The organism is Synechococcus sp. H70.1, assembly GCF_047502705.1.
GTDB lineage: Bacteria > Cyanobacteriota > Cyanobacteriia > Thermostichales > Thermostichaceae > Thermostichus.
In genome coordinates this window covers 57886-77780 of the sequence record NZ_JANSIV010000097.1, presented here as the reverse complement: position 1 = coordinate 77780, position 19895 = coordinate 57886, and the positions used below count along the sequence as shown (strand labels likewise).

Sequence of the window (19895 nt, the reverse complement as noted above, 5' to 3'; positions counted from 1 at the left end):
GGGCCGAGCTAAGGGGAGCAAACCTGGACGGCACGGATCTGAGAGGAGCAAACCTAAAGGGCGCAAAACTAAGTCCCGGCTGGGATCGATTTGTCGACTTGAGCGGGGCCATCCTCCCCGACGGAACTATCCATCCCTAGGCGGATCCCTTTGCTAGACTACCCACAGCGTCGCCCCTTGGGTTTTGTGGATTGATTGAGTTGGACAAAGCCTTTGGCGGCGTCAACAGTAAGTTTTCAGGGGATGCGGGCACTGGCAAGCGGGTCTTCGGCAGCGCCTCCATCCAACGGCCTCCCAAGACCAACAACTTGTGCAGGACTCCTAAGTTCTCCGGCTAGGGCAGCTCTACCGAGGTAGGCTTAGAAGCATAGGTTAGGCCCCAGCCCAACTTCTCGCGCATGACGCGGAAGAACTCCGGTCGGCGGAGGCGAATCAAATCTGTCCAGTAGGGGGCGCGGACAACGCGGATTTGGTCTTCTGGCAGGATGTAGCAGCCGGCATTGCCGTCGGCTACCAAAACCAGCGGTTGGGGGCTGGCGGGGCTGATCCACACCTCTTCCGAATCGGGAAAGACCAGAGCCCGTGAGGCCATTGAGTGGGGACAGATAGGGATCAACTGCAACACCGGCAGACTGGGAGTGATGACAGGCCCTCCCGCCGAAAGGGCATAGGCCGTCGAGCCAGTGGGGGTGGCTAAAATGATGCCGTCGGCAGCTACATCCAAAGGTGAGTGCTCCCCAATGGTTACTTCAAAGTGGCACATGCTGGTCAAGGGCTCGCGGTGCAGCACCATTTCATTGAGGCTGAGCACCTCCCAGCGCAACTCATGGCCGCGGTAGGCCTGCACCAGCAGCATGCTGCGGCGATCTAGGATGTACTCGCCGGCAATGGCTGCCTTGGCCGCCTCTTCTAGGTGGCTGAGGTATGTCTCCGTCAGAAAGCCCAAGTGGCCAGTGTTCACGGCCAGCAAAGGGATCCCTTTGGGGGCCAGTTGCCGGGCTGCTGCCAAAACAGTGCCATCTCCCCCCAGCACCACGGCAAACTTCATGCTTTCGTCAAAGCCGGCGGGGGCCAAGCTGTCCACCTTCGTCAAGCAAACGGGACTATCGGGCTTGGCGTAGCCGAGAATGCCGCCCCAGTTGGGGGCAACACAGACCTCCCAGCCCTGTTCTTGAAACCAGCGGGCCAAGGTTTCGCTGCTGCGCTTGGCGGCGGGCTTGGCGTCGTTGTAGAGGATCCCAACTTTGGGCTTGCTCATGGGGCAGTGGTGAGGCAGAGGGTGCCAAAACTTTATCAGTTCTGGAATAGCTGCAGCAAAAAGTAGCTAGCCCCAGGGTTCTACCCAGATCCCTTGCCTTAGAATCGGGCTGAAAGGGCTCCCCAGATTAGGTCTGTGTTTGCGTTGGTCTGGACAGGCTGAGGGGAGTGGAGATGCATTGCCAACCCCGTTCTCACCCCATGCAAGCCTGTACCCTGATTGCCCGCGCCAAGATCAATCTTTACCTGGAAATCCTCGGATCCCGCCCCGATGGCTATTCCGAGGTGGCTATGATCCTGCAGAGCATTGCTTTGGCAGATCGCGTGCGTCTCCAGCGCCGTGCCCACGGCATCCACCTAATCTGCAGCCACCCGGAGGTGCCGGCAGATGGCCGTAACCTAGCCTACCAAGCGGCTGAGCTGCTGCAAAAGGAATGTCAGGCCGATCTGGGAGTGGAGATCCAGCTGGAAAAACAGATCCCAGTAGCAGCGGGCTTGGCGGGCGGCTCAGCGGATGCGGCGGCAGTTTTGGTGGGACTCAACCAGCTCTGGGGCTTGGGCCTAACGGTAGGAGAACTCCAGAACTTGGCGGCGCGCCTGGGATCCGATATTCCCTTCTGCGTACAGGGAGGGACGCAGCTAGCCACGGGGCGGGGAGAAGTTTTACAGCCCCTGGCCGACTGGGAAGGGATCCCCCTGCTCTTGGCCAAGCCCCGGTATCTAGGGGTTTCCACCGCCTGGGCCTATCAGGCCTTTCGCACTCGCACTGCCGCTTCCTTACCTTCTGTCGCGTCCTCCTTGCCGAGCTTGCCCCAGGTGCTGGCTGCTCTGGAGCAGCGGGATCTGCTGGCCTTGGCCCGCAGTTTGCGCAACGATCTGGAACAGCCAGTTTTGGCAGAGTACGCCATTGTGGGAAAATTGCGCCAGGCCTTGCTTGAGGCAGGGGCATGGGGGGCCTTGATGTCGGGCTCGGGGCCGACGGTGTTTGGGATCATGCCCAGCCTGGAATTGGCCGCCCAAGCCCGCGACAGCCTGCGTCGCCACTTTCCGGAGGTGGATTTCTGGGTAACCCAATCTGCTCCCACCGGCATCTTGCTCGAGCCGGATCCCCAGCCGCTTGACCCCCCCTAGAGGTGCCCGCTAGCTTGGCTGGGAAAAGGGCCCTGGCCGCCCCTGCCTTGGCAAACCTTAGAATTAAGAGAAATTAAGAAAGATCGGCTTGGCCGCGGGCTAGAGAGGAAGATGAGCGAAAGAACGCTTTTTGACAAGGTCTGGGACGCCCATACGGTGCGGGTTCTGCCCTCGGGGCAGACGCAGTTGTTTATCGGCCTGCACCTCATCCACGAGGTGACCAGTCCCCAGGCTTTTGCCATGCTGCGGGAGCGCCATCTGCCGGTTCTCTTTCCGGAGCGCACCGTGGCTACAGTGGATCACATCATTCCCACGGACAACCGGACGCGGCCCTTTGCGGATCCCTTGGCGGAGGAGATGATCCAGGAGCTGGAGCGCAACTGTCGCCAATACGGCATCCGCTTTTACAACAGCGGCTCCGGTCGGCAGGGGATCGTGCATGTGATTGCGCCGGAGCAAGGGCTGACGCAGCCGGGGATGACCATTGCCTGCGGCGATAGCCATACTTCTACCCACGGCGCCTTTGGAGCAATTGCCTTTGGTATTGGCACCAGCCAGGTGCGGGACGTGCTGGCCACCCAAACCTTGGCCCTGTCTAAGCTCAAGGTGCGCCGTATCGAGGTTCAGGGCAGCCTGGGGCCAGGAGTTTACGCCAAGGATGTTATCCTGCACATCATCCGCAAGCTGGGGGTCAAAGGCGGGGTGGGCTACGCCTACGAGTACGGCGGCAGCACCATCGAGGCAATGAGCATGGAGGAGCGCATGACCCTCTGCAACATGTCCATTGAAGGGGGAGCCCGCTGCGGCTACGTTAATCCCGATGCGGTAACCTTTGAGTACCTAAAGGGACGGGAGTTTGCTCCTCAGGGATCCGACTGGGAGGAGGCAGTGGCCTGGTGGAAAAGCTTAGCCAGCGACGCCGACGCTGTCTATGACGATGTAGTGGTGTTTCAGGCCTCTGAGATTGCCCCCACGGTCACTTGGGGGATTACCCCCGGCCAAAACATTGGGGTAGACGAGCGGATCCCTGCTCCCGAGGAGCTGCCAGAAAGCGAGCGGGAGCTGGCTAGGGAAGCCTATGCCTACATGGGTTTGCGGCCTGGGGATCCCATTGTGGGCACGCCAGTGGATGTCTGCTTCATTGGCAGCTGCACCAATGGCCGCTTGAGTGATTTGCGGGAGGCGGCCAAGATTGCCAAAGGACGGCGGGTAGCACCTGGAGTGAAGGCGTTTGTCGTGCCTGGCTCGGAGCGGGTCAAGCAGGAGGCGGAACGCGAGGGCCTGCGCGAGATCTTTGAGGCGGCAGGGTTTGAGTGGCGGGATCCCGGCTGCTCCATGTGCTTGGCCATGAACCCAGACCGCCTGGTAGGCCGGCAAATCAGCGCCTCTTCTTCCAACCGCAACTTCAAGGGCCGCCAGGGATCCCCCACGGGACGCACCCTGCTGATGAGCCCGGCCATGGTGGCGGCAGCGGCAGTAAGCGGCAAAGTGGTGGACGTGCGGGAACTGCTCTAGCCAACCCTCCCCTAGCAGGGTGAGCCCGTGCCACCAAGCTTGCTTTCTGGGAAGGGCTAGGACTGCAGCAGCGGGTAGAAGTGCCCTACCGGCCCTTGTCCTGCGCCGATGGCCAGAGGATGCCGCAGGGCGTCGGTAACATAGGCCTTGGCCGCCAGTGTTGCCGTCAGGGGATCCTTTCCCCAAGCCAGTTGTGCTGCAATGGCTGCCGAGAGGGTGCAGCCGGTGCCGTGGGTGTGACGGGTGGGGATGCGCTCGCTTTTGAGGACCTCCAGCCGCTCGCCGTCAAACCACACATCCACCCCCTGCAGTTCCCCTGGCATACCTCCCCCCTTGACGAGTACAGCCTTACAGCCCAGGGCGTGGATGCGGCGGGCCGCTTCCTCCATATCCGCCAGCAACTGCAGCTCCATCCCTGCCAAAATCTGAGCCTCGTAGCGGTTGGGGGTAACGACCTGAGCCAGAGGGATCAGCCGCTCGCGGATGGCCTGGATGGCATCCTCCGCCAGCAGCTTGGCCCCCGTGCGGGAGACCATCACCGGATCCACTACCAGCGGCTGCAGCGCCCAGCGTTCCACCTGGCGGGCCACCTCCCCCACAATCTCGGCATTGAGCAACATGCCGGTTTTGATCCCTTGCACCCCAATGTCTTCCACTACCGCCTCAATCTGGGCAGCCACCGCCTCCGGGGGTAGGGGATCCACTCGCTTAACCCCCAGGGTATTCTGGGCAGTTACGCAGGTAAGGGCAGAAGTGCCGTGAACGCGCTGGAAGGCAAAGGTGCGCAGATCCGCTTGAATGCCTGCTCCGCCGCCGCTATCGGAGCCGGCGATGGTGAGGGCCACAGGGGGACGCTGCTCGGCCAAAGTTGGAGCTGGGGCCGCTTCAGGTTTGGAGACAGACATGGCAACTGCCGGGGGTACCACTAGCCATTTCTATAGCCTAAACCCAACTCGCCTCGTCCGTGGTAGCCACCACCTCCACCCAAACCCTCTCCCCCTCCACCGCCGTCAGACTCCAGCGCAGGAGGCGGGCTGGCTGCCCCAGCTCTTGGGCCACTTGTTGGAGAAGGGATCCCTCTATTTGAGAAGCAGAAAGCGGCAAACTTAGGGGCAAAGCTAGACGCAGAAAATGGAGCTTCACAGCTTGGAGATACTTGATGCTAGACCAGGGCTAGGAGCCAAACTGCAAGCGGTAAACCTCCTCCTCTTGATCCGTTTCCACCTCCAAGTCGGAGGTAGGGTAGGCTACGCACAGCAGAACAAAGCCCTGAGCCTTGAGTTCCGGCCCGATCCCCATTGCGTCAGGCTGGGCTACGGATCCCGACTTTAGCCGCCCCGCACAGGTGGTGCAGACTCCCGCCTGACAAGAGGAAGGTAGCTCCAGGCCGTACTCGAGAGCTGCCTGTAAAACCGTCTGATCCGCCGCGGCAGGAAACTGGTAGGTCTGGCCCCGATGATGGACAGTGATCTGGTAAACCATAGCGAACCTCAAGAACCCACCTGTGAAGGGGTGTGAACCACCGTCAGCGTCTGCGGCTGGCGCATTTTCTTTATCTGAACCTCGATCTTTTCAGCCCCCTCCGCCTTTAGGTCAGCGATGTAGTGGCTTTTGTGCGCTTCCGCTTCTTTCTCGCTGGCGAAGGGGCCGTAGTAGTAGGTGCAGTCGTCGGTGGTGATCTCAATCCAGACCGCTAAGCCACGCAGCCTATCCAACAGCCAGACCAAAGGGTTGCCCACAGGATCGATCCCCCCCATTCACAAGTGCCAAGGATTGTTCGGGATCTGCCGCAATCATTAATTAGATTCTACTGCCTTCGTTGAGGATTTGTTGAGAATTGTTTCAGTCTCGGCGCGTTTGAGCTGGTGGGGGGAGCGCTGCCGGTGGATCTCATAAAGGGCGATGCCTGCTGCCACCGAGGCATTTAAACTCTGGGTGCGGCCTGCCAAGGGAATCGACAGCAGTTGGTCGCAGTGGCGCTGGGTGAGTAGGCTGATGCCTTCCCCTTCGGATCCAATTACCAAGGCAACGGGTCGGCGAAAGTCGGCGCTATAGACAGGGGCAGCCCCTTGGCTGGTGGTGCCATAGATCCAGAACCCCTGCTCTTTGAGGTATTCCAGGGCGCGGTTTAAGTTCACCACCCGCGCCACCGGCAGGGTAGAGAGGGCCCCCGCTGCCACCTTCATCGCGGTTGCGGTGACGCCTGCCGCCCGCCGCTGCGGGATCACCATCCCCTGCATGCCAAACGCCTCCACGCTGCGGGCAATGGCCCCCAGGTTGTGGGGATCCTGGATCCCGTCTAGCACCACCAGCACCGGCTGGGGGCTAGCCTGGCGGCTCTGTTCCACCAGCTCTTCTAGATCCACGTAGCAATAGGGGGTGGTCTGGGCAGCGATCCCTTGATGGTTAGCTCCGCCGGTGAGGAGGTTTAGCCGCTGGGGAGAGACCTCATCAATAACTGTGCCGCGCGCTTTGGCCTCCTCCAAGAGTGACAAAAACTGGGGGCTATACCGCAGCTTTGGCACCACCCAAACCCGGTTGAGGGTAGCGCCGCTCCGCAGGGCCGCCAATACCGTTTGGCGACCGTAGATGATCTCTTGTTCCGCCTCGGCCTTGGGATCCGTGGGTTGCCGCAACTTGCGTGGGCGAGAAAGTTGTAGAGGAGCTTTGGGCTGAGAAGGCTTAGGCATGAGAGGAAAACGGTGCCGAGCAGACGCTGATCCTAACCTTCCTAGTCGTCTATCGTCTCAGCCAAAACATCGGTGAGGGCAAGAATAGAGCGCAAGCGGTCGGGATTGGTGAGGTAGAGGTAGCCCAGGATAGTTTCCAGGCCACTGGCATTCTGATAGTCAACTAGGCTTAGATGCCGGGGTGGGCGACCACAACCATTGCGGCCCCAGCGGACAATAGCCTGCTCTTCAGGGCTGAGATAAGGTAGCAGCGCTAACAGCAACTTGGCCTGAGCCGAGCTACGCACTCGCTTCACCACTTGCTGATGGTAGCGCTCCAGGCGATCTGGGGGAAACAACCGTTGCCGCCGCACGTGCAGTTCGTAAATGGCATCCCCCAAGTAGGCTAGAGCAGCTGGCGACAGGCGACGGATCTCGGTCAACGACAATCTCTCAGAAGTGGGATCAAGGAGTGGATTAGTCACGGCTGCTCCCAAAAAATGCTGGAAACTTAGCGAAGGGGGGGAAACAGGAGATCCCCATTGAGCAAAAGCAGGTAAGCAACCATGGCTCCCCCCATCCCCCCTATTAAAAAGCCGGCAGCCAATTCGCTCCAAGACTGGGATCCCTGCCCTGACCCACCATGGCGCGGCGAGGAGACGCTGCCGTAGAGCGAGAGGGCCGCCGTCAGGATCAAAATGAGACCACAGGCTCCCAAGAAGCCGCTCAGCAGGCCAATGGGCTCGTTGCGCAAAGGCCCAAGCTTGGCAAAGGGCCCCACCAGCCAATAGCCGTGGGCCATGCCAATTTCCAGACCTCGCCAGATGGGGCTGGCTCCCGGGCGGTTGATTGGTAGCCAATTTAAGAAGAGACGAACAGCAGGCGCATGGTTAATTGGGGTCTGCAGGTTGCCAATTTGCGGATCCCCTTCGGGGACAGTGATGTATTCCTCGACAGTGGGCTCAAGCATGGGGCAATCTTGTGTCAGGCCAAGAGAAGCCAAGGAAATTAAGCAGGGATCCCCATGGCTTGGCGGGGATCCCTGACCCTCTGATTTAGAACGTCAAAATGTCGGGGAAGAAGCGATTGATCTCAATAAAAAGGGCAAGGACGAAGCTAGAAAACAAAATGAGGGCTACCGGAGCGGTGGTGAGAAATTTGGTGAAATCAGCCATATCGACCTCTCACAGGGAATGGGTTGACTTAAGCTAATCAGGCAAGATCCCTTCCTCAGCGAGGAGAGATGGGAACAGCCTCCTCCGGCTCTCGAATGTCACCACTGGCAATTTCCTTGAGGGCAGCTGCGGGCCAAGCCAAAGCCGTCAGGAAACAGCGCAGTGCCAAGGGGACGTCGATGATACTTTCTTTCATCTCCGGCTCATCGCTATCGCGAACGGCAATCAGGTAGGAGCGGCCTGCCCAGCCCAACCAGCCGGCAATGTAGAGGAAAAGTAAGCCAGGGATGAGAAACTCACCGGCATGGCTCCAGCGGCCATCGGTAACCAGGTGGGGCAAGCCTTCCTCGCCACAGAGCAGCTTGCTGTAGCGTTCAAAACGCTTTTCGGTTTGGACCAACTTTTGCTGGTAAAGAGGAGCCAACTCGGGGCTGGCATTGCGGATTTTCTCTTCGAGGCTGCTCAGGCGCTGCTCTCGCAGGGCCTGGAAAGCGGGAACTTCGCTGCAAGGCTTCAAACCAATCAAGGGCTCTGCCTGCACAGCCTGGGTAAAACCAAGCGCTAGGCAAAGGGCCAAAAGAAGACTCAAAAGGGTTCGCATGGCAGGATGTGTCCTTGAGCTAGGGGTCTAGGATGATGCTCAATGGGCAGGAATGCTTAGTGCAGAAACGGGCACTAAACGGTTAGTATCATACTCCCGAGTGCTTCGCCTCGACGGATCCCGGGTTTTAGCTCACACAATTCTTAAGGATCCTCAAGCATTCCTACCCCTTTTCCTTCCCTTGCTCTCCCATGGCCCGCGTCCTCGCTATCGAAACCAGTTGCGACGAAACGGCTGTGGCGGTGGTGGAGGGGGAGCCGAGCTGGCCAACCTTTGCCCCCCGGCAGCTTAGCTCTGTGGTGGCTAGCCAGATTGACCTCCATGCAGCTTACGGAGGCGTGGTGCCGGAGGTGGCCTCCCGCCGCCATGTGGAAACCCTGCCCTTTGTGCTGGAGGCAGCGCTGCAGGAGGCCGGGCTGGGCGTGGCCGATCTGGATGCCATTGCTGTTACCTGTGCGCCGGGCCTAGTGGGATCCCTGCTGGTGGGGCTGATGGCGGCCAAGACCTTGGCCCTGCTCTACGACAAACCCTTGATTGGGGTGCACCATCTGGAGGGCCACCTCTTCAGCGGTTTTTTGACCGAGCCCGACTTGCGCCCCCCTTGTCTCTGCCTTTTGGTTTCAGGGGGCCACACCAGCTTGATCTGGATGAAGGACTACGGGGAGTACCAGACGGTAGGCCGCACCCGCGACGACGCTGCCGGCGAAGCCTTTGACAAGGTGGCGCGGCTGCTGGGGCTGGGCTACCCCGGCGGGCCCCCGATCGACCGTTGGGCGCAACAAGGGGATCCCAACCGCTTTCCCCTGCCTGCGGGCAAGCTAGATCACCCCTACGACACCAGCTTCAGCGGCTTGAAGACAGCGGTGCTGCGCCTAGTCCAACAGTTGCAGCAAGAAGGCCGGGAACTGCCCGTGGCCGATATTGCCGCCAGCTTCCAGGCCTGCCTCACCCGCGTGCTGACCGAAAAAGCGGTGGCCTGTGCCGAGGCGCTGGGCCTCTCGACCCTGCTGGTTACAGGGGGGGTGGCCGCCAACCGGGAGCTGCGGGCTCGCCTGCTGGAAGCGGGCCGCCACAAGGGCCTGCGGGTGATCATCCCGCCTGTTGCCCTCTGTACCGACAACGCCGCCATGATTGGGGCAGCTGGCCTCTGCCACTGGCTGCGCGGGGAGGTCTCGCCCCTGGATCTAGGCGTGGCTTCGCGCCTGCCCCTAGAAGAGATCCCTGCCCTCTACGGCAAGGGGGGCAGAGATTACCGCGAGGTGCTAACGGGTTCTGCCGTGGCCCTCTGACGTTGCCGCACCTCGAGGTAGATCAGCAGGGCGTTGATGTCGGCGGGGTTGACGCCGCCAATGCGAGCGGCCTGGCCCACCGTCAGGGGGCGGACGGCCGCCAGTTTCTCCCGCGACTCTTTGGAGAGGGTGGGGATGGAGTGGTAGTCCAGATCGGGGGGCAGGGGGCGGTGGTACTGCTTGCTCACCTGCTCAATTTGGTTCTGCTGCCGCTGGATGTAGCCGCTGTATTTGACGGCAATTTCTGCTGCCTCCTGCTCAAAGGGATCCAGCTCCTCATTGCCCAACCCCAGCTCCAGTAGGTTGGCATAGTGAATCTGGTTGCGGCGCAGGAGCTCGGCTAAGGTGGCGGATCCTTTGATCCCCTGGCCAGTCAGTTGGCTAAGGTGGATCCCGGCGGGGTCGTGGGCTTTGACCCGCTGGGTTTCCAGGCGCTCGATCTCAGCGGCAAGGCGGGCTTGCTTGGCCTGGAAAAGAGCCCAGCGGCGGTCGTCGATGAGGCCCAACTCTCGCCCCAGAGGAGTAAGGCGCTGGTCGGCGTTGTCAGCACGTAGGATGAGGCGGTATTCGGAGCGGCTGGTGAGCATGCGGTAGGGCTCCCGCAGCTCTTTGGTGCAGAGGTCGTCGATGAGGGTGCCGATGTAGCTGGACTCGCGCGGCAGCGTCACCAGCGGCTTGCCCTGCACCAGGCGGGCGGCATTGATCCCGGCGATCAGACCCTGGGCTGCCGCCTCCTCGTAGCCGGTGGTGCCGTTAATTTGGCCGGCGCAGAAGAGCCCCTGCACTTTTTTGGTCATTAGGGTGGGGTAGAGCTGGGTAGCCGGTAGATAGTCGTATTCCACCGCGTAGGCAGGCCGCAGCATCACGCACCGCTCCAGGCCGGGCAAGGAGCGCAACATCTGGATTTGGATTTTCTCTGGCATCCCCGTCGAGAACCCCTGGATGTAGAGCTCCGGCAGATCTCGCCCCTCTGGCTCGATGAAGACCGGGTGCCTCTCTTTGTCGGCAAAGCGCACGATCTTGTCTTCAATGCTGGGGCAGTAACGCGGCCCTTTGGCCTCCACCCAACCGCCGTAGACAGGAGTTTCGTGGAGGTTCTCCCGAATGATGCGGTGCGTCTCTGGGGTGGTGTAGGTGAGGTAGCAGTCCATCTGCTCCCGCGGCACCCACACCGCTGGGTCAAAGCTAAACCAGCGCACGTCGGGATCCCCTGGCTGCCGCTCCATCACCGAAAAATCGACGCTGCGGCGATCCACACGGGCAGGGGTGCCAGTTTTCAGCCGGCCTGTCTCAAAGCCCAGTTGGCGCAGGGTGTCGGTCAGCCCCTCGACGGCAAATTCCCCCGCCCTGCCGGCAGGTTGCCAGTGGCGGCCAATCCAGATGCGCCCTCCCAGAAACGTGCCTGTGGTCAGGATCACCGCCCGACAGCCGAAGACACTGCCAAAGTGGGTAACCACGCCCACCACCTCATCGTTGCGCCCCAGCACCAGGTCGGTGACGGTGCCCTCGCGGAGCGTCAGGTTGGGTTGGTTTTCCACCACTGAGCGCATCACCCGCGCGTACTCCCGCTTGTCGGTCTGCGCCCGCAAGGCCCACACCGCTGGCCCCCGCGAGCGGTTGAGGATCCGCTTCTGCAAATAGGTGCGGTCGGTAACCTTGCCCATCTCGCCGCCGAGGGCATCGATTTCGTGCACCAGTTGCGACTTGGCCGGGCCGCCGACGGCGGGGTTACAGGGCTGCCAGGCAATCTTGTCCAGGTTCAACGTCAGCATCAAGGTATTGCAGCCCAAGCGTGCTGCTGCCAGGGCCGCTTCACAGCCAGCATGCCCCCCACCCACGACGATTACGTCGTAGTGGTCGAGAAAGTCCACGTTGTCCCGTCCAACTTTGAGCATACGGTGGCCTTTGCCGCTAAATAGCGGGATCCCAATTTTTTTCCAGTTTAGCGAGAGGGGCAGCGCTTGAGACGGCGGGGCTTTTCAGTCCCTCGCCCATCGCCTGCCTTCGGCCAGATCTAATCCAGACTATTTTAGTCGGATTTAGTTGACGGGGTAGATCGGGGGTGATAAGATTGGCCTCGACGATGGGTCAACCAGATCCAGCCCTTTCTCCTGCCTGAGGCTTCCTATGACGCAAACCCTTTCTCAACGCCCGCTCAGCCCTGCCCTGCGCAACCCCCAGGTGGGCTTCAGCCGCTTGCGCTGCCGCGAATGCGGGGCCGAGTACGAGCCGGTTGCCAAGCACGTGTGCGACCTGTGTTTTGGCCCCCTCGAAGTGGTCTACGACTATGACTGGCTCAAGGGTGCCGTCAGCCGGCAGAGCATCCAGGCCGGGCCGCTGTCCATCTGGCGCTATCTGCCTTTTCTACCGGTGGTTTCGGAGCGGCCCATCGATGTGGGCACCGGCATGACCCCGCTGGTGAAGGCGGAGCGGCTGGGCCGGCGGTTGGGGTTGAAAAACCTCTACCTCAAAAACGATGCGGTCAACATGCCCACCCTCAGCTTTAAGGATCGGGTGGTGTCGGTGGCCCTAACCCGCGCCAGGGAGCTGGGCTTTACCACCGTTTCCTGCGCCAGCACGGGCAATCTGGCCAACTCCACCGCCGCCATTGCCGCCCACGCTGGCTTAGATTGTGTCATCTTCATCCCAGCGGACTTAGAAGCGGGCAAAGTGCTGGGATCCCTCATCTACAACCCCATCGTCATGGCGGTGGAGGGCAACTACGACCAGGTCAATCGCCTCTGCGCCGAGGTGGCCGATCGCTACGGCTGGGGCTTTGTCAACATCAACCTGCGCCCCTACTACGCAGAAGGCTCGAAAACCCTGGCCTACGAGGTGGTGGAGCAACTGGGGTGGCAACTGCCGGATCAGGTGGTGATCCCGCTGGCGTCCGGATCCCTGTACACCAAGATTTACAAAGGTTTTCAGGAGTTTGTGAAGGTGGGGCTGGTGGCGGAGAAGCCGGTTACCTTCCATGGCGCCCAGGCCCAGGGCTGTGCACCCATTGCCCAGGCCTTTCGCGAAGGACGGGATTTTGTTACTCCCGTTAAGCCCAACACCATTGCTAAGTCGATTGCCATCGGCAACCCTGCCGACGGCATCTACGCCTTGGAGATTGCCCGCAAGACCGGCGGCCAGATCGCGACGGCTACGGATCCTGAGATTATCGCTGGCATCAAGCTCCTGGCCGAGACCGAAGGTATCTTCACTGAGACGGCCGGCGGTACCACCATCGCCGTGCTCAAACACCTGGCCGAAGCTGGCCACCTCGATCCCGAGGCGGTTACGGTTGCCTACATTACCGGCAATGGCTTGAAGACCCAGGAGGCGGTGCAGGCGCAGGTGGGCCATCCGCTGGTGATCTCGCCCAAGCTGGAGAGCTTTGAACAGGCGCTGGAGCGGGCCCGTACGTTGGAGCGGCTGGACTGGCAGGAGGCTTCGGTTTAAAGCGAGGGGGATCCCCCTCCCAAACCCAACTGCTCAAGAGCTCTGCACCATGCCTCTTCGCCTTTGCCCCTTCCAATCTGGCCTTTGGGCAATTGCTGCCGGGCACTGGGGAGACGTGGTTGCAGCCGGCCAAGCGGGATCCTCCCTACCCCCTTGGCAGGGCTGCCGCTGGATCCATCCAATGGCAGCATCCGGGTCGAAGGGGCCAGCGTGAACTTACGGCGTGATTCACGGCAGCGATGGGGTGCTGCTACCCTAGTCTTCTAATGTTGGTCAATGGACAAAGCATTGGACTTATGGCGGTCAAGGTGTTAATTCCCACCACGCTGCGGGCGCTCACCCGGGATCAGGAGGTGGTCAGTTGCGAGGGATCCACCATTCGGGAGCTGCTGGAGGCCTTGGAGCAAAGCTATCCAGGCATCAAGGCGCGGCTGTGCGATGAAAAGGGGGAATTGCGCCGCTTTGTTAATCTCTATGTCAATAGCGAAGATATTCGCTTCCTTCAGGGATCCGACACGCCTCTTCAGGATGGGGATGAGGTGAGCATCGTCCCTGCTGTTGCCGGCGGCTGACGGCTGCCGAGCCTGCTGTGGATCCCAGGGACTGGTTAAGCCAGCCGGCGCCGCTGGTGGCACCGGCTTTGCTGGGCATGGTGCTGGTGCGGCAATTTGCCGATGGGCTGCAGGTGCGGGCCCAGATCGTGGAAACAGAAGCCTATACAGCTGGGGATCCGGCCTGCCACGCCTATCGCCGCAAAACCCGGCGCAACCAGGTGATGTTTGGGCCGCCAGGGCATCTCTACGTCTATCGCATCTACGGCCTCTACCACTGTCTAAATATCGTCACTGGGGCCGAAGGGATCGCGTCAGCAGTACTGATCCGGGCAGCCCAGTTGGATTGCCTGCCGGAGTGGATCCCGGCCAATAAACGACGGAAACCGGCGCGGGTGGCGGCAGGGCCGGGCCTGCTCTGCCAGGCGCTGCGCATCGACGGATCCCACAACGGCTGGCGGCTGGAGCGGGTGGAAGCCGGTCAGGAAGGCATTTGGCTAGAGGGATCCCCCTCTGGGCCAGCCCAATGGACCATTGTCCAGACCACCCGCATCGGTATTACCCGCGGCGTGGAGCTCCCCTGGCGCTGGTACATTAAGGGGCACCCGGCAGTGTCGCGCTACTAGTGGGGGCAAGCAGAGCATGGGGGTTGCAAAAGGCTGGGGCGGTTGGCAGGGTCTGCTCGGGCTGGCTAGCGTGACTGTACTGCTTCTGCCGGTGTTGGCCCAGCCGGTTCCCACTTCCCCAGGACTCCTGGCAATGCAGGCCCAGATCCCCTCCACCTACCGCACCGGCTTGCAGCGCTGGCAGGCCCCCCAAGGTTTTCAGGACTGGTCAGCCCGCGGGATCCGGCTGAATGCCCAAGGGCAATTGGTTTTGGATCCAGAGGGCTGGCGCCAAGAAGTCAGCCGTGAAGGGCCTGAGTCGGCGTTTCAGGGCCGGCCTTTTTATCCCCCCGGCCGCTATTGGGTGGGAGAAGCCGTCAGCGCGGAGGTTCCCGCCAGCTTTCCTCTGGTGGAAGCGATCGTCTCCTGGAATGCCACCACGCCCCCCGGCACCTGGCTGGAAGTGGGGATCCGGGCCAAGCTTGCGGGGCGCTGGACGAAGTGGTATCACGCTGGGGTGTGGGCCGCCGATCCGGCCACCCTGGCCAGCCACTCCGTGGGCGGGCAGGCAGATGAGGACGGCAACCTCAACACGGATTTGTTGGTGCTCCAGGATACCCAAAGGGGGGCCGAAGCTTTTCAGGTCAGGGTGCGCCTGTTCACGCAAGAGCCAGGCCGTTCCCCCCTTGTGGATCAGGTGGCGGTTGCCTTTTCCAACCAGCCAGCCCAGCCCAGCCACCTCCCCCCTGGGGATCCCAGCCGCTGGGGCCAGGTCTTGGATCTGCCCTTGTGTTCCCAGATGGTCTACGCTGACGGGGGAGCAGCTTGGTGCAGCCCCACCGCTTTGGCCATGGTGATGGCCTACTGGCAGCGGGATCCCCGCCCCTGTGAGCCGTTGGTGCGCGCCGCGGTGGCCGGGGTGTACGACCGGGTTTACCAGGGCCACGGCAACTGGGCCTTCAATGTGGCTTATGCCGCCGAGCGAGGTTTGGCCGGCCTGGTGGCGCGGCTGCAGAGCCTGGCCCAGGCAGAAGCCTGGATTGCAGCAGGGGTGCCAGTAATCCTCAGCTATGCCTGGGGTGAGGGCGAGCTGGAGGGGGCGCCGCTCCCCCGCAGCAACGGCCATCTGGCAGTCCTGGTGGGGTTCGATAACCAAGGGGATCCCATCCTCCACGACCCGGCGGCCCCGACCCACGAAGAGGTTCGCCGCACCTACCGCCGCGACCAGCTAGAGTCTTTGTGGTTGGCACACTCCGGCGGTACTGTCTATTTGATTTATCCACGAGGGTGGCCAATTCCAGAAGGTTAGCCACAGGGCCGAGTTGGATTGACCTCTGGCTGTGCGAATAGGTAGAGTGAGGAGGGGGACTCACCCATAGGTGAGTCCGGTTGGAGATGAAGAGGGTTAGGGTTCAAGGCCGGAGAGGGTGGCCAAGGGACTTCCCTTTGTCGACCAGCCGCTGGGGCACGGCTGGCTGCAGGAAACGTGAGGGTTTGGGTTCCTGCCGTTTCCCCGCCTGGGGGAGAGGGTGAGCTGCATCATGCCACGACGGGTTTCCCCTCCACCAGTATCCTTGCCAGCGCTCAGTGTCTTGGTGCTGGCCCTCTCGGCCTGCGGCAAGCTTGTTTCCTCTAATTTGTCTCCCAGCGCCGTTCCCCCTTCTGCCCTGCAGCCGGTCTCCACTCCAACTCCCCTCGCCCCCTCCGCCTTTGCCCTCACACTCGAACAGGCCCGCCAAGCGGGTTTGGCGGTGCCCAGCAACCGCATCGTTTTGCTGCTCCAGGAACAGGGATCCGATCTGGTGGCCCAGCTGCCGGTCTCCGAGGTGGAGCGCTGGCTGGCCCGCACCGCCAGCTGGCCAGGGGTGGAAGGGATCGACTTGAGCATTACCCTGGGCAGCTATCGCCAAACCGCCACCGCGCCCCTGCGCCCAGGGCAGCCGGCCACCTTCACCTTTACCAACCCGCCCGCCGGCGAAGCGGAGCTCAGTGCCGTCGCCTACCGGGGATCCACCACCCTGGCCCAAGGGAAGGGATCCCTGACCCTTTCTGACCGCTCTGGAGCTTCTGGCGGGACCAATCGCCGCCTGGCCATGCTGGTCCTCGCCGAGGTAGAGGTGCCGCTGCTGCATACGGGGTCGGGGGTGCCGGCGCCCGGCCAGCCCCTGCTGCTGTTAGGAGAAAACCTGGAGCGGGTGGAAACGGTTTTGTTTGCTTCAGCCGCCAATCCCGAGCGCAGCTTGAAAGGGGAGATCCACTCCCGCAGCAGCGACCGCCTGACGGTGATGCCGCCGGCCTCCCTTTCCGGAACCGTTTGGGTGGCCGTTGCCGATGCGGCGGGGCAAGGGTTGGGAACCTTGGTTTACGAGTGGCCGGCCCCTACCCCCTCACCCACCCCTACGGCGGCGGCAGCCTCAGCCTGGCGGGTGGAGACCTTGCTGAATGGCCGCACCGCCTCGGCAGTCCTTCCTAGGAACAGCGTCTCTGATGGCGGCGGCGAGTCCGAGATCCCTCTCAAACAGGTTGGCGGCATTGCTGTTGATCCAGAAGGGTTCTTTTACTTGGCTGACCCGGCCCAGCACCGGATTTTTCGCCTTTCTCCCGAAGGGGAACTGGAGGTTTGGGCCGGCAGTGGCAAGGCCGGCTATCGGGATGGAGCAGCCGATCGGGCCCAGTTCGATTCTCCCCAGGGGCTGCTCTGGGATCCCAAAGGGGGAGTGTGGGTGGCCGACAGCGGCAACCACTGCCTACGCCACATCAGCCCTCAGCGGCAGGTAACCACCTTTGCTGGCACTTGTGTAGCCGGCTACCGCGATGGGAAGCGCGACCAGGCCCAGTTTCGCGAGCCCTTTGGCCTGGCCTTGGGTCTAGATGGCAGCCTTTATGTGGCCGACCGTGCCGACCGCCGCATCCGCCGCATCACCCCCGCCGGCGAGGTGACCACAGTGGCTGGCACCGGGCAGCCGGGATCTGCCGATGGCCCGGCAGAGCAGGCCCAGCTCCTGCAGCCCACGGCCCTAGCGGTGGACAGGGAAGGGAATCTCTGGATCGCTGACCGGCATCGCCTGCGCCGGCTCTCTGCCGACGGAGAACTGACCACCCTCTCCAGCCCAGAAGCGGGCTACCGCGATGGCCCCTTGGCGGAAGCCCGTTTTCAAACCCTTGCAGGGCTGGCCTTCGATGGGTCGGGGAGCCTCTGGCTGGCCGACCGAGATAACCAGCGCATTCGGCGGCTGCAGCCCAATGGACAAGTCTCCACCTTGGCCGGAGGGGAGGAGCCAGGCTGGCAGGATGGCCCCGCCTCCTCGGCCCGCTTCCAGCAGCCCGGCCATCTGCTCATTTTGCCGGATGGCAGCGTGGTAGTGGCAGATAGCGGTTTACCCGGCTTGCGCCGTCTTAGCCGCCTCCTCCCCCCGCCCGCTACTCCCGTTTCCAGGGGATCCCCCTAGCGGCGCCGGTGGCGGGCCAAGGCCGCTTCGTAAGCCCGCCGATTGGCCTGCAGGGACTTTTCCAGATCCACCAGAGGGCGGGGATAGTCTACCCCTAGCCGCACGCCAAACTGCTTTTGCTCAGCGGCGCTGAGGCGATAGGGCTCGTGGATCTTGTCCCCCGGGATCCCGGCCAGTTCCGGCAGCCAGTGGCGTAAGTAGTGGCCTTGGGGATCGTAGTCGCGGGACTGCTTGGGAATGTGGAAGTAGCGAAAGCCGCGGGCGTCGTTGCCCACACCGGCGGTGTAGTTCCAGTTGCCATAGTTGCTGGCCACGTCGTAGTCGATGAGCAGCGACTCAAACCATTCCGCCCCCAGGCGCCAGTCAATCCCCAGGTTTTTGGTTAGAAAGCTGGCCACATTCTGCCGCCCGCGGTTGGACATAAAGCCGGTGGCCGCCAACTCCCGCATGTTGGCATCCACCAGGGGGTAGCCGGTCTCACCGCGACACCAGGCCTGAAAGCGGTCCCAGTCCTGCTGCCAGGGGATGGGGATCCCCTGGATCCCGGAGGGGCGAAACAGCTTGGCCCCGTGCTTGGCCAAGATGAAGCGAAAGTAATCCCGCCACAGCAGCTCGAACACCAACCAGTAGGTGGATTCGTTGCGCACCCGCTCCTGCTCGTAGCGCTTGACTTCGGCATACACGGTGCGGGGGGAGAGGCAGCCTAGCGCCAACCAGGCAGAAAGGCGCGAGCTGTCGTTGGGATCCAGCATGCCGTTGCGGGTTTCTTTGTAGACGCGCAACCGGTCCAGCTCCCAGATATAGGTCTGCAGGCGCGCCTGGGCGGCGGTGCTGCCGCCGGTATAGACAAAGCGGGCGCGGGGATCCGGCGGAGGCAGGCTCAGCCCCAGCTCGGCCAAGGTGGGCAGAGGGCCGGGATCCAGCCCCGGTGGCAACGGCGGGAGAGAAGGAATGGGCAAGGGATCGCGGACGGTGGCCTTGGCTTCCACCTGCTGGCGGAAGCGGGTGAACACCTCCGGCAGCTCTGCCAGAGCAAAGGGGAGATCTTCAGGGTGGTAGAGGGTGTGGCCCCAGTCCAGCTGCAGGGGGATCCCCAAGTTCTGAAGCGCTTGCTGCAGGGCAGTGGCTACCGCCTCCTCCTCCGTGCCCACCTCTGCATGGGCATAGACGGCCTTCACCCCCCACTCCCGCACTAGGGCTGGGATCACCTGCTCCGGCTGGCCCTGGCGGATGACGAGGTCGGAGCCGCGGGCTCGGAGCTGCTGCCGCAGATCCGCCAGGCTTTCCAGCAGGAACTGGGCGCGGAAAGGACCGGTCTTAGGAAAGCCAAAGGCCGTCCGGCCAAAGTGGCGGGGATCCAGGCAGTAGAGGGGAATGAGGAAGGAGCCCTGTTGGCATGCCCGTGTGAGCGGCTGGTGATCCAGCAGGCGCAAATCGGTGCGAAACCAGAGCAAAACGGTCATTTTAGACGGATGCCGGCGCTTCTGGGTCTCCTTGGCGTTCCCTCCTGGGTCGTCCCAGCTCTGGGCTGGGGACAAAGTGGGGCACTTGGGCAGCCGGGATGTGGATGGGAGCTTTGGTGCGGGGATGATAGGTTCGCCGGGCCGGACGGTGCCGCAGCAAGAAGGTGCCAAAGCGCGCTAGCCGCACAGATCCTCCTTCCGCTAGACACTGGCTAATGCTGTCTAGCATCGCCTCCAGGGCAGCGGCAGCCATTTTGACTGTCAGGCCATCCACCTGGGCGGCCATCTGGCGGGCCAGCAAACGACGATTCAAATGGGGAGGAGAAGCCACGACCACCTCTCCAGACAACGGCAACGGGACAACAGCGGCCTTAAGTAGGAGCGGAAATAGCCCCAGATGCAGAAGGGATCCAAGACTGCAACTGCCCCTGTTTCTATCCAGACTGCTCACCTCGGCTCCTCGTTAGCGTGGTCGGAATCGACCGCTTCCAGCTCGCTCTCGAAAAACCAGTGCCGCGAGCGATCGGGAAACTCCAGAATATAGCCGATGCCGCTGCCATCAACTACCCGCCGCGCCAGGACCACGGCCTCCTTGCCCACCAGCGCGCTCACCTCTTCTTGTCCGCGATCCTGGATAGAGCGCACCCTAACCTTCGTCCCAACTTTGATCACCATAGCCAATCAGGGTAACCGCGAAGAGCTTCACCACTCAAGATGGTACGCCAAAAAGGCTCCCTGCCGGG

General features: G+C 62.2%; 23 protein-coding genes. 9 read left to right on the top strand and 14 right to left on the bottom strand.

Features of this window, described 5'->3' with window-relative positions; genetic code table 11:
• Positions 1 to 140: pentapeptide repeat-containing protein (locus NW827_RS07490; protein ID WP_414503507.1), on the top strand; the 140-nt coding region annotated here is incomplete at its 5' end.
• Between the two features lie 194 nt (positions 141 to 334).
• On the opposite strand, the gene NW827_RS07485 is transcribed toward NW827_RS07490, so the two are convergent.
• Positions 335 to 1258 (bottom strand): NAD(+) kinase, encoded by a 924-nt coding sequence (locus tag NW827_RS07485; RefSeq protein WP_414362441.1) that lies wholly within the window; start codon positions 1256 to 1258, stop codon positions 335 to 337.
• Between the two features lie 173 nt (positions 1259 to 1431).
• Between NW827_RS07485 and ispE the strand changes: the two genes are divergently transcribed.
• The gene (gene ispE / locus NW827_RS07480) at positions 1432 to 2388 is read left to right on the top strand and encodes a 4-(cytidine 5'-diphospho)-2-C-methyl-D-erythritol kinase (protein WP_414404171.1); all 957 of its coding nucleotides are present in this window, start codon (positions 1432 to 1434) and stop codon (positions 2386 to 2388) included.
• A 111-nt stretch (positions 2389 to 2499) separates the two neighbouring features.
• On the top strand, positions 2500 to 3903 hold the full coding sequence (gene leuC / locus NW827_RS07475) for a 3-isopropylmalate dehydratase large subunit (protein ID WP_414503505.1): 1404 nt from the start codon (positions 2500 to 2502) through the stop codon (positions 3901 to 3903).
• A 56-nt stretch (positions 3904 to 3959) separates the two neighbouring features.
• On the opposite strand, the gene thiD is transcribed toward leuC, so the two are convergent.
• From thiD to NW827_RS07430, 9 genes are all read right to left on the bottom strand, one after another.
• Positions 3960 to 4808 carry a bifunctional hydroxymethylpyrimidine kinase/phosphomethylpyrimidine kinase gene (gene thiD / locus NW827_RS07470; protein ID WP_414362438.1) on the bottom strand — a complete coding sequence of 283 codons (849 nt, stop codon included), beginning with the start codon at positions 4806 to 4808 and terminating at the stop codon, positions 3960 to 3962.
• 37 nt (positions 4809 to 4845) lie between these two features.
• Positions 4846 to 5046, bottom strand: a complete 201-nt coding sequence (locus NW827_RS07465; protein ID WP_414404173.1) for a hypothetical protein — start codon at positions 5044 to 5046, stop codon at positions 4846 to 4848.
• Positions 5047 to 5076: 30 nt separating this feature from the next.
• A complete protein-coding gene (locus NW827_RS07460) occupies positions 5077 to 5385 on the bottom strand; it encodes a 2Fe-2S iron-sulfur cluster-binding protein (RefSeq protein WP_414362436.1) in 309 nt (102 codons plus the stop codon).
• An 8-nt stretch (positions 5386 to 5393) separates the two neighbouring features.
• Positions 5394 to 5642: a DUF1816 domain-containing protein gene (locus NW827_RS07455; protein WP_414404174.1), complete on the bottom strand. Its 249-nt coding sequence runs from the start codon at positions 5640 to 5642 to the stop codon at positions 5394 to 5396.
• Positions 5643 to 5699: 57 nt separating this feature from the next.
• Positions 5700 to 6593: a 23S rRNA (guanosine(2251)-2'-O)-methyltransferase RlmB gene (gene rlmB, locus NW827_RS07450; RefSeq protein ID WP_414404175.1), complete on the bottom strand. Its 894-nt coding sequence runs from the start codon at positions 6591 to 6593 to the stop codon at positions 5700 to 5702.
• A gap of 41 nt (positions 6594 to 6634) precedes the next feature.
• Positions 6635 to 7057 (bottom strand): ribonuclease III domain-containing protein, encoded by a 423-nt coding sequence (locus NW827_RS07445; protein ID WP_414362433.1) that lies wholly within the window; start codon positions 7055 to 7057, stop codon positions 6635 to 6637.
• Positions 7058 to 7083: 26 nt separating this feature from the next.
• Positions 7084 to 7542: a photosystem I reaction center subunit XI gene (locus NW827_RS07440; RefSeq protein ID WP_414362432.1), complete on the bottom strand. Its 459-nt coding sequence runs from the start codon at positions 7540 to 7542 to the stop codon at positions 7084 to 7086.
• A gap of 85 nt (positions 7543 to 7627) precedes the next feature.
• Positions 7628 to 7747, bottom strand: coding sequence for a Photosystem I reaction center subunit IX (locus NW827_RS07435; RefSeq protein WP_414362431.1), 120 nt, complete (start codon positions 7745 to 7747; stop codon positions 7628 to 7630).
• 55 nt (positions 7748 to 7802) lie between these two features.
• Complete coding sequence (locus tag NW827_RS07430) at positions 7803 to 8348, bottom strand: Photosystem I reaction center subunit III (protein ID WP_414404176.1); 546 nt, start codon at positions 8346 to 8348, stop codon at positions 7803 to 7805.
• 191 nt (positions 8349 to 8539) lie between these two features.
• Between NW827_RS07430 and tsaD the strand changes: the two genes are divergently transcribed.
• Positions 8540 to 9637 (top strand): tRNA (adenosine(37)-N6)-threonylcarbamoyltransferase complex transferase subunit TsaD, encoded by a 1098-nt coding sequence (tsaD, locus tag NW827_RS07425; RefSeq protein ID WP_414503504.1) that lies wholly within the window; start codon positions 8540 to 8542, stop codon positions 9635 to 9637.
• On the opposite strand, the gene mnmG is transcribed toward tsaD, so the two are convergent.
• Complete coding sequence (mnmG, locus tag NW827_RS07420) at positions 9598 to 11532, bottom strand: tRNA uridine-5-carboxymethylaminomethyl(34) synthesis enzyme MnmG (RefSeq protein WP_414404178.1); 1935 nt, start codon at positions 11530 to 11532, stop codon at positions 9598 to 9600. The genes tsaD and mnmG overlap by 40 nt on opposite strands.
• A gap of 232 nt (positions 11533 to 11764) precedes the next feature.
• On the opposite strand from mnmG, the gene thrC reads away from it, so the two are divergent.
• The 5 genes from thrC (at position 11765) to NW827_RS07395 (ending at position 17689) form a co-directional block, all read left to right on the top strand.
• On the top strand, positions 11765 to 13084 hold the full coding sequence (thrC, locus tag NW827_RS07415; RefSeq protein ID WP_414404179.1) for a threonine synthase: 1320 nt from the start codon (positions 11765 to 11767) through the stop codon (positions 13082 to 13084).
• A gap of 296 nt (positions 13085 to 13380) precedes the next feature.
• The gene (locus tag NW827_RS07410; RefSeq protein WP_414362426.1) at positions 13381 to 13656 is read left to right on the top strand and encodes a ubiquitin-like small modifier protein 1; all 276 of its coding nucleotides are present in this window, start codon (positions 13381 to 13383) and stop codon (positions 13654 to 13656) included.
• A 17-nt stretch (positions 13657 to 13673) separates the two neighbouring features.
• On the top strand, positions 13674 to 14261 hold the full coding sequence (locus tag NW827_RS07405; protein ID WP_414362425.1) for a DNA-3-methyladenine glycosylase: 588 nt from the start codon (positions 13674 to 13676) through the stop codon (positions 14259 to 14261).
• A 70-nt stretch (positions 14262 to 14331) separates the two neighbouring features.
• On the top strand, positions 14332 to 15549 hold the full coding sequence (locus tag NW827_RS07400; protein WP_414503503.1) for a peptidase C39 family protein: 1218 nt from the start codon (positions 14332 to 14334) through the stop codon (positions 15547 to 15549).
• A gap of 232 nt (positions 15550 to 15781) precedes the next feature.
• Positions 15782 to 17689: a hypothetical protein gene (locus NW827_RS07395; RefSeq protein WP_414503502.1), complete on the top strand. Its 1908-nt coding sequence runs from the start codon at positions 15782 to 15784 to the stop codon at positions 17687 to 17689.
• On the opposite strand, the gene NW827_RS07390 is transcribed toward NW827_RS07395, so the two are convergent.
• The 3 genes from NW827_RS07390 to NW827_RS07380 form a co-directional block, all read right to left on the bottom strand.
• Positions 17686 to 19152 carry a DASH family cryptochrome gene (locus NW827_RS07390; RefSeq protein WP_414404292.1) on the bottom strand — a complete coding sequence of 489 codons (1467 nt, stop codon included), beginning with the start codon at positions 19150 to 19152 and terminating at the stop codon, positions 17686 to 17688. The genes NW827_RS07395 and NW827_RS07390 overlap by 4 nt on opposite strands.
• Before the next feature lies 1 nt (position 19153).
• The gene (locus NW827_RS07385) at positions 19154 to 19483 is read right to left on the bottom strand and encodes an HU family DNA-binding protein (protein ID WP_414362421.1); all 330 of its coding nucleotides are present in this window, start codon (positions 19481 to 19483) and stop codon (positions 19154 to 19156) included.
• Between the two features lie 116 nt (positions 19484 to 19599).
• On the bottom strand, positions 19600 to 19797 hold the full coding sequence (locus NW827_RS07380) for a cytochrome b6f subunit family protein (RefSeq protein ID WP_414362420.1): 198 nt from the start codon (positions 19795 to 19797) through the stop codon (positions 19600 to 19602).
• Positions 19798 to 19895 lie beyond the last annotated feature (98 nt).